At 38.8% G+C, this 8,053-nt stretch carries 10 protein-coding genes; 9 read left to right on the forward strand and 1 reads right to left on the reverse strand.

Translation table 11 applies throughout. The features are described 5' to 3' along the window. The first annotated feature begins 17 nt into the window (after positions 1–17). From rsxA to BAZSYMA_RS03595, 9 genes are read left to right on the forward strand one after another with little or no spacing between them, the layout of a single operon-like run. Positions 18–593, forward strand: coding sequence for an electron transport complex subunit RsxA (gene rsxA / locus BAZSYMA_RS03555; RefSeq protein WP_090715709.1), 576 nt, complete (start codon positions 18–20; stop codon positions 591–593). A 7-nt stretch (positions 594–600) separates the two neighbouring features. Then, positions 601–1,143, forward strand: a complete 543-nt coding sequence (gene rsxB / locus BAZSYMA_RS03560; RefSeq protein WP_090715694.1) for an electron transport complex subunit RsxB — start codon at positions 601–603, stop codon at positions 1,141–1,143. Beyond that, the gene (gene rsxC, locus BAZSYMA_RS03565) at positions 1,136–2,635 is read left to right on the forward strand and encodes an electron transport complex subunit RsxC (RefSeq protein WP_090715696.1); all 1,500 of its coding nucleotides are present in this window, start codon (positions 1,136–1,138) and stop codon (positions 2,633–2,635) included. The genes rsxB and rsxC overlap by 8 nt, the downstream gene beginning before the upstream one ends. Further along, positions 2,632–3,579, forward strand: a complete 948-nt coding sequence (locus BAZSYMA_RS03570; RefSeq protein ID WP_090715697.1) for an RnfABCDGE type electron transport complex subunit D — start codon at positions 2,632–2,634, stop codon at positions 3,577–3,579. The genes rsxC and BAZSYMA_RS03570 overlap by 4 nt, the downstream gene beginning before the upstream one ends. Beyond that, complete coding sequence (rsxG, locus tag BAZSYMA_RS03575) at positions 3,576–4,181, forward strand: electron transport complex subunit RsxG (RefSeq protein ID WP_090715699.1); 606 nt, start codon at positions 3,576–3,578, stop codon at positions 4,179–4,181. Before BAZSYMA_RS03570 ends, rsxG begins: the two co-directional genes overlap by 4 nt. Next, the gene (gene queA, locus BAZSYMA_RS03580; protein ID WP_090715701.1) at positions 4,168–5,196 is read left to right on the forward strand and encodes a tRNA preQ1(34) S-adenosylmethionine ribosyltransferase-isomerase QueA; all 1,029 of its coding nucleotides are present in this window, start codon (positions 4,168–4,170) and stop codon (positions 5,194–5,196) included. The genes rsxG and queA overlap by 14 nt, the downstream gene beginning before the upstream one ends. Further along, entirely contained in the window at positions 5,186–7,384 is a 2,199-nt protein-coding gene (gene recQ, locus BAZSYMA_RS03585) for a DNA helicase RecQ (RefSeq protein ID WP_090715703.1), read from the forward strand. The genes queA and recQ overlap by 11 nt, the downstream gene beginning before the upstream one ends. Beyond that, the gene (locus tag BAZSYMA_RS03590) at positions 7,377–7,730 is read left to right on the forward strand and encodes an HIT family protein (protein WP_090715705.1); all 354 of its coding nucleotides are present in this window, start codon (positions 7,377–7,379) and stop codon (positions 7,728–7,730) included. Before recQ ends, BAZSYMA_RS03590 begins: the two co-directional genes overlap by 8 nt. A 26-nt stretch (positions 7,731–7,756) precedes the next feature. Beyond that, positions 7,757–7,864: an S-adenosylmethionine:tRNA ribosyltransferase-isomerase gene (locus BAZSYMA_RS03595; protein ID WP_090715707.1), complete on the forward strand. Its 108-nt coding sequence runs from the start codon at positions 7,757–7,759 to the stop codon at positions 7,862–7,864. Here BAZSYMA_RS03595 and BAZSYMA_RS03600 read toward each other — a convergent pair. Further along, positions 7,840–8,053: transposase (locus BAZSYMA_RS03600; RefSeq protein ID WP_143243086.1), on the reverse strand; the 214-nt coding region annotated here is incomplete at its 5' end. The two genes, BAZSYMA_RS03595 and BAZSYMA_RS03600, sit on opposite strands and share 25 nt — an antisense overlap.

Raw genomic sequence — 8,053 nt, forward strand, 5'->3', positions numbered from 1 at the left:
AAGTTAAAATCAACTTTATGAATGAATATATTCTAATTCTTGTTAGTACCATTTTGGTGAATAATTTTGTCTTGGTAAAGTTCTTAGGCTTGTGTCCATTTATGGGTGTGTCAAAGAAAGTTGAGACTGCAATTGGCATGGGCTTTGCGACGACTTTTGTGTTAACTTTGGCGAGTGTGAGTAGTTATTTGATTAATACTTATATTTTGCTTCCGTTTGAGATGGAGTATCTGCGCACCGTTGCTTTTATTGTAGCTATTGCGGGCGTGGTGGGTTTTACAGAGTTGGTGGTGAATAAAACCTCCCCTGTTTTACATCAGTCTTTAGGCGTGTTTTTGCCATTGATTACGACAAATTGTGCGGTGTTAGGCGTTGCTTTGTTGAATGTCAATCAAGACAATGGATTTTTGGCATCGGCAGTGTATGGCTTTGGTGCGGCAATTGGCTTTTCTTTTGTGTTGGTGTTGTTCTCAACAATTCGTGAGCGACTTGAGGGGGCGGATGTGCCTTTAGTTTTTCAAGGTGTGCCAATTGCACTTATTACCGCAGGACTCATGTCAATGGCGTTTATGGGTTTTATTGGATTAGCCTAAGGCCACTATGTTTGACGCTATTATTATTTTTTCTGTGTTGTCGCTAATTTTGGGTTTAATCTTGGGCTATGCGGCAATTAAGTTTAAAATTGATGGCAATCCCTTGGTTGACCAAATTGATGCGCTCTTGCCGCAAACACAATGTGGGCAGTGTGATTTTGCAGGGTGTCGTCCTTATGCTGAAGCAATTGCCAAGGGGGAGGCGCAAATCAATCAATGTCCACCTGGTGGACAAGACGGTGTGGATGCTTTAGCAGAATTGCTAGATGTAGAAACATTATTATTGAATGAGGAGTTCGGAGAGAATACAACCGATCATGTGGTTTATGTTGATGAGCAGGTTTGTATTGGTTGCACTTTGTGTATTCAAGCCTGTCCAGTGGATGCCTTTGTTGGCGCTTCTAAGGTAATGACAACGGTTATTGAAGATGAGTGCACAGGGTGTGATTTGTGTATTCCGGTGTGTCCTGTGGATTGTATTCATATTAAGGCGTTAGAGACAACTTTGGGCAACTATGTTCCAGATTTAAAGGAGATAGCGCATGGCTAGTTATACCTTTAAAGGTGGGGTGCATATTCCTAATCTATATTTGGTAAAAAAACCAGAAGTTAGGCAAGTTGCCCCACCAGAACAAGTAGTATTGCCTTTGCAACAAAGGGTTGGTGGTAAGCAAAAACCTTGTGTGAAAGTAGGTGATAAGGTACTAACGGGGCAAGTCATTGCAAAAACGCTAGGTAAATACCCAACCTATATGCATGCTTCTATCTCAGGCGTGGTTTTGGCTATTGAAAAACATCCCATACCACATCCATCAGGTATTGATGGCGTATGTATTGTCATTGATTCTGATGGCAGGGATAAATGGATTGAGATTGAGAAATGTGACCAAGATTTTTTAAGATGTGCGCCTAGCAAAGTTATTCAAAGAATTCGTGAAGCAGGTATTGTTGGTATGGGCGGTGCAGGATTTCCAACACATATAAAAATATCCAATGCACAAGGCGCACAAACCTTGATTGTGAATGCTACTGAGTGTGAACCAGATATTATGTGTGATGATGCTTTAATGCAACACTACCCCCGTGAAATCATTCGTGGTGTGGAAGTCTTGATGCACGGGTGTGGTGCAAGAAAAGCAATCATCGCGATTGAGAATGATAAGCAAGAAGCTTTTAACTCGCTTTTGATGTATAACTTTAATGAACATATTGAGATTGTTCAGATTCCGACCAAATACACTTCTGGTGCGGAAAAAATATTAATTAAGACCTTGCTTGATATTGAAATACCCTCAGGAGAATTTGCTTCGGACTATGGGGTGTTGTGTCAAAATGTTGGCACAGTTAAAGCGATTTACGATGCAGTTATTGATAATAAGCCTTTAATTTCACGCATTGTGACAGTCACCGGCTCTGCTGTGAAAGAGCCAAGAAATTATGAGGCAAGACTGGGCACATCATTTGCATCGGTTGTGGCACAATCCAAGCCAAACAACAATTTACACCAGATTAGAATGGGTGGTATGATGATGGGGGTTGATGTGCCAAGTGTACAATATTCAATTTGCAAAACCACCAACTGTATTTTTGTTAATAACGCTACACTAAAACCAAGTACACAATCCTGTATTCGTTGCGGACAATGTAATGAAGTTTGCCCAGTAGGCTTATTGCCACAACAGTTGTTTTGGTATGCTAAGAGTGAGAATATGGACAGGGCAATGGATTATAATCTAAGAGATTGTATTGAATGTCGTTGTTGTGATATAGTTTGCCCCAGTCATATTCCATTGGCGCAGTATTTCTCATTTGCTAAAGCATTGTATTACAAGCAGACGAAAGAAAAGCAAAAAACGGATATTGCTAGAGAGCGATTTGAATTTAAAGAGTTTAGAGTTGAGCGCAATAAGACAGAGCGTGCTGAGATGATGGCAAGAAAGAAAGAAGAATTGAAAAAGAAAATGGCAGAAGATAAAACCCAAAAAGACAAAATAGCACAGGCAGTGGCAAGGGTGAAAAATAAAGGAGTTTTGAGAAAATGACAGTAGTGTTTAACTCAACCTCGCAGATGATGCGCCAAGTTATTTATGCACTTGTAGTGGGCATTAGTGTGGCTTATGCTTTTTTTGGCTGGGGCGTTATCGTGCAAATACTCTTGGCAGTGGTAGTGGCAATTGTAGTAGAGGCAACATTTTTAAAAATCAGAAAACACCTTATTAAGCCTGCAATTGCCGATGGCTCTGCTGTTTTAACAGCCGTCTTATTGGCGATTTCTATTCCCAGTATTGCCCCTTGGTGGATTGTTGTTGTGGGCGTGAGTTTTGCCATTATTTTTGGCAAGCAACTGTATGGTGGCTTGGGCAATAATCCTTTTAATCCAGCGATGTTGGGCTATGCTTTCTTGCTGATTTCTTATCCGTTGCCAATGACAACTTGGGCAAGTGAGTTTGTCAATTTCAGCCAAGCATTAGATGTGATTTTTAATCTTAATTCCAATATAGTGGACGCACTGAGTGGTGCAACCCGATTAGATGATGTAAAAACTCAACTGGGCTTAGGTAAGATGATGGGTGAATTAAACCCATATTCAGGCGCTCAGGCATGGGTCAATGCAGGCTTCTTGTTGGGTGGGTTATATTTACTTGCTAGGCGTGTTATTTTTTGGCACATTCCAAGTGCTTTTTTGTTAGGTATGGTGGTTACTGCATTTTTAGTGTCATTAGGTGATGGTGAATACCTACCTGTGCAAAATCACTTAATGCTCGGTGGCACAATGTTGGGTGCATTTTTTATTGCTACTGACCCAGTTTCAGCTAGCACCACACCAAAAGGACGATTAATTTATGGCTTTCTGATTGGTATGTTGATTGTGATTATTCGCACTTTTGGTGGTTATCCAGATGGGGTTGCTTTTGCTGTTTTATTGATGAATATTGTTGTGCCACTGATTGATTATTACACACAGCCTAAGGTGTTTGGCAAATGAATAGAAAGCGCATATTTAAGGCGGGATTTTTATTGTTAGTCTTTAGCTTGGTCAGCGTATTTTTTGTCTCCCTTGTGCAAGATTCTACTAAGGAGCAGATCAAATATAATGAAGAACAATTATTGATTAAGCGTCTTGGTGAATTGGTTCAGGGCTATGACAATAATATTTTGCAAGATAAAATTTTAAAAGAAGTCAGTTTACACGGCATTAAACAAACGCTTAGTATTTACCCTGCCAAAAAGAATAATCACACTTTTGCCTACTTGATTGAACACACTTATCCAAATGGTTATAGTGGTAATATCCGTTTATTGACAGGCATTGGAAGTGACAAAAAACTTTTGGGTGTTCGTGTTATCACACATAAAGAAACACCAGGATTGGGTGATAAAATTGAAACTAAAAAATCAAATTGGATTAAGCAATTTAAAGGATTATCTTTGTCTGGTACGAATAAGAAGCAATGGAGGGTAAAGCGTGATGGTGGCATATTTGATGCCTTTACTGGCGCTACTGTCACCCCTCGTGCTATTGTGAATGCTACTTACCAAGTGTTGGAGCTATTTAATACCAAAGACTTTAAAGATGCAACTCAGTGATTTTGACTTTGACTTGCCTAAGTCACTGATTGCACAACATCCGTCAAAAAACAGGACAGATTCACGGCTTTTAATCGGACAATCGAATCTTATAGATGCACAATTTCATCAAATAGGTGATTTTATACAATCGGGTGATTTGTTAGTGATGAACAATACCAAAGTCATTCCAGCACGATTATTTGGACATAAAGACAGCGGTGGAAAAGTTGAAATAATGATTGAGCGGTTGTTAAATGACAAACAGGTGTTGGCAATGATTCGTGCCTCTAGAGCGCCACAAATAGGTAGCAAAATTACACTTGAAAATAGCGAAAAAGCGACCGTTTTAAATAAACAAGACGGTTTTTATACGCTTGAATTTGCCACCGATTCACTGCTTGCATTGTTGGATAATGTTGGGCATATCCCCTTGCCACCGTACATTGAGCGTACAGACGATGAACAGGATTTGAGTCGTTATCAAACCGTATATGCCAAACACGACGGCGCAGTTGCCGCACCTACGGCAGGATTGCATTTTGATGATGCTTTGCTTAATGCTTTAAAAGACAAAGGCATTAATTCGGCGTTCGTTACTTTGCATGTAGGTGCAGGCACTTTTCAACCTGTGAAAACTGACAATATCAAAGACCATACTATGCATAGTGAGTATTATGAGATTTCTCAAGATACCGTTGATAAAATTCATCAAACCAAAAAAAGTGGTGGGCGTGTAATTGCCATTGGTACAACGGCCGTTCGTTCTTTAGAGTCAGCTGCAAAATCTGGCACGCTTGAGGCCACACGAGAAGAAACTGATATTTTTATTTATCCAGGCTATGAATTTAAAGTCGTTGATATGATGGTAACCAACTTTCATTTACCTAAGTCATCCTTGTTGATGTTAGTGAGTGCCTTTATCGGACGAGAGCGAATGATGGAAATTTATCAACATGCCATTGAACAGCAATATCGATTTTTCTCTTATGGCGATGCGATGTTACTGACCGCTAAAAATAGCAATGGCAAATAAACAACAAATATTGCAAGCCGTTTTTGGTTTTGATTCTTTTCGTCCATTACAAGAGCAAGCCGTTGATAAAATTTTAGCAGGTGAAGATGTTTTGTTGATTTTGCCAACAGGCGGTGGAAAATCTTTATGTTATCAACTACCTGCATTATTAATGGACGGGGTTTTGGTAGTGGTATCGCCTTTATTGGCGTTAATGCAGGACCAAATATTAGGTTTGGAAAATAAAGGCGTGAAAGCAGCAATGTTGTCTTCTATGCAGAATATGGAAGAAATTCGAGCCACTGAAGCGGCGCTTAGAAATCAAGAAATTAAAGTTTTGTTTGTTGCGCCAGAACGCTTACAAAACGCCTATTTTTTATCATTTTTAAAGTCTATAAAAATTGCATTTTTTGCAGTGGATGAAGCGCATTGTGTCAGTGAATGGGGGCATGAATTCCGCGCGGATTATCGTCAGTTAGGTTTATTAAAAACGAATTTTCCTAATATTATTGTTGCCGCTTTTACGGCAACAGCAACGCATCAAGTAGAAAAAGATATTGTTGTACAGCTGAATTTCAAGCAAAAAGACAGTATTATTCGGGGCACAGTTTTTCGTGATAATTTGTATATCAGTGCTGCTGCTAGACAAGGGAATGGCAATCAACAGATATTAGATTTCTTAGAAAAACATCTGAATGAACAAGGTATTATTTACGCTCAATCCCGTGCTAAAACTGAAAGCTTAACTAAGTTTTTACAAGAGAAGGGTCTCAGCGCTCAAGCCTATCATGCTGGACTGGATACCCAAAAACGCAAAGATATTTTTTCTGATTTTATCCACGAAAAAACCGATATTATGGTGGCTACTATTGCCTTTGGCATGGGTATTGATAAAAGTGACATTCGTTTTGTGGTGCATACCTCCATACCCAAAACTGTTGAGGCGTATTATCAAGAAATTGGCAGAGCGGGGCGCGATGGCTTGCCTAGTGATGTGTTACTGTTGTATTCCACTGCTGATATTGGGCAACAAGCGCGTTTTATTGAAGAAATAGAAAATGAAGATTATAAAAAACTGGCTTTCAAAAAACTTAATATCGTCAAGCAGTATGCTTTTTCCGAGGGCTGTCGTCATCAGGCACTGAGTCGTTATTTTGACGATGAAATATCCCCTTGTGCCACGCTTTGTGATAATTGTACCGAACCTGATACTGAGCGACAAGATATTACTGAGTTAGCGCAGAAATTCTTATCCACCATTTATCGTACCGAGCAGTTATTCGGACAAAACTACATTATTGATGTTTTAAGAGGTTCGAAAGTTCAAAGAATTTTGAACAATAAACACGATGAGTTGACTGTTTACGGTATTGGTAAAGACTGTAGCAAGCCACAATGGAAAATAGTTGGCGACCGATTGTTGGAATTAGAAATAATCCAGGTTGCTGGTGAGTATGGCAGTTTGAAACTAACCGACAAAGCAAAACCCATTTTACAATCCGTAGCATCAGTGGATATGCGTGCCACGCATTTTAAATCAAGCAAACCAAGTGTCGTCAAAAAATCTGCACCACCTAAGTATGATGTTGATGAAGCAATCTTTGAATCTTTGCGTGCGCTCAGATCGGAAATTGCAAGAGAAACCAGTATGCCTGCTTATATTATTTTTGATAATAAAACTTTACAAGAAATAGCTTATTTCTTGCCTAATAATGAAGCAAAGTTCTTGCAAATTAACGGGGTTGGCGCAGTCAAGTATAAAAAATATGGTGAACAATTTTTGGCGTTAATTAACACGCTTCGCACTAACGATTTTCAAGAGCCAGAACACAAAAAAGTGGCGCAGGTAGAGCTAAAATATGAGGCTTCAAAACCTAAACAGCCTGATGTTCACTTACATAAAACTTATCATTCAACGCTAGTGTTAATTCAGCAAGGGTTATCAGTAGAAGAGATAATGAAAAACCGTGATTTTGCCACTTCTACCGTTTTAGGTCATATCAATAAATTGGTAGAAGAAAATTTGATTAATGATGTACAAAGACACACACTTTTTTCCCAAGTGCCACAAAATCCAGCACTTGATGATTGGGTAAAACAAGGCATTGACTTAATGGGTTCGATTGAAAGTATTCAAAGTTATTTGGCGATATGCAAACAGTTGGAATATGGAAAAACTGATATAAATGAGGAGCAAGATGATGTATGAAAATACATTAGTAACAGTGGCAATTGAACCCAGTGAAATTCCATGGGTGAAAGTTTTTACTAAGCGAAAAGTTAAAGAATTTAGCCAATGTACAACAGCAGAAAAAGCTGAGATTTTTAGAATACTTGACATCACTGAAAAGTTAATGTTAAGTTATTTCAATGCAGATAAGATTAATATCGCCTCTTTTGGAAACTTATTACCCAAAGTCCACTGGCACATTATGGCGCGTTTTGAAACAGACAGTTACTTTCCAGAGCCAATGTGGGGGCAAAAACAAAGAGCGGCGCAGTTGGATTTACCCAGTTTTGAAGTATTTTTTACCCAATTACAAAATAAACTGTGAGTGCCTTTATCAAACGAGAGCGAAGAATGGAAATTTATCAATATGCCATCGAACAAAAATATCGATTTTTTTCCTATGCTGATGCGATGTTATTAAATAAGGGACTAACTTACATTAATACCAACATCTTATAAGACAGCCTATTACCACTAAATCCAAACACAATTGAATCAATTCTATCCAGTGTCGATCGTTTGACATTGCCATCATTCAACCTAAAAACAAACTCATCAACATAACGCCCGATATGTTTATCTGAAAAATGATGAAATACACCATGATAACCGCGTTTTAATAACGCCCAAACACTCTCAATGCCATTA

The sequence above is a fragment of the Bathymodiolus azoricus thioautotrophic gill symbiont genome (assembly GCF_001298715.1).
Taxonomy (GTDB): domain Bacteria; phylum Pseudomonadota; class Gammaproteobacteria; order PS1; family Pseudothioglobaceae; genus Thiodubiliella.

Bases quoted from the DNA above. Each gene is read 5' to 3' on its own strand.
- rsxA (WP_090715709.1), top strand. From the start codon at position 18: ATGAATGAATATATTCTAATTCTTGTTAGTACCATTTTGGTGAATAAT.
- rsxB (WP_090715694.1), top strand. From the start codon at position 601: ATGTTTGACGCTATTATTATTTTTTCTGTGTTGTCGCTAATTTTGGGT.
- rsxC (WP_090715696.1), top strand. From the start codon at position 1,136: ATGGCTAGTTATACCTTTAAAGGTGGGGTGCATATTCCTAATCTATAT.
- BAZSYMA_RS03570 (WP_090715697.1), top strand. From the start codon at position 2,632: ATGACAGTAGTGTTTAACTCAACCTCGCAGATGATGCGCCAAGTTATT.
- rsxG (WP_090715699.1), top strand. From the start codon at position 3,576: ATGAATAGAAAGCGCATATTTAAGGCGGGATTTTTATTGTTAGTCTTT.
- queA (WP_090715701.1), top strand. From the start codon at position 4,168: ATGCAACTCAGTGATTTTGACTTTGACTTGCCTAAGTCACTGATTGCA.
- recQ (WP_090715703.1), top strand. From the start codon at position 5,186: ATGGCAAATAAACAACAAATATTGCAAGCCGTTTTTGGTTTTGATTCT.
- BAZSYMA_RS03590 (WP_090715705.1), top strand. From the start codon at position 7,377: ATGTATGAAAATACATTAGTAACAGTGGCAATTGAACCCAGTGAAATT.
- BAZSYMA_RS03595 (WP_090715707.1), top strand. From the start codon at position 7,757: ATGGAAATTTATCAATATGCCATCGAACAAAAATATCGATTTTTTTCC.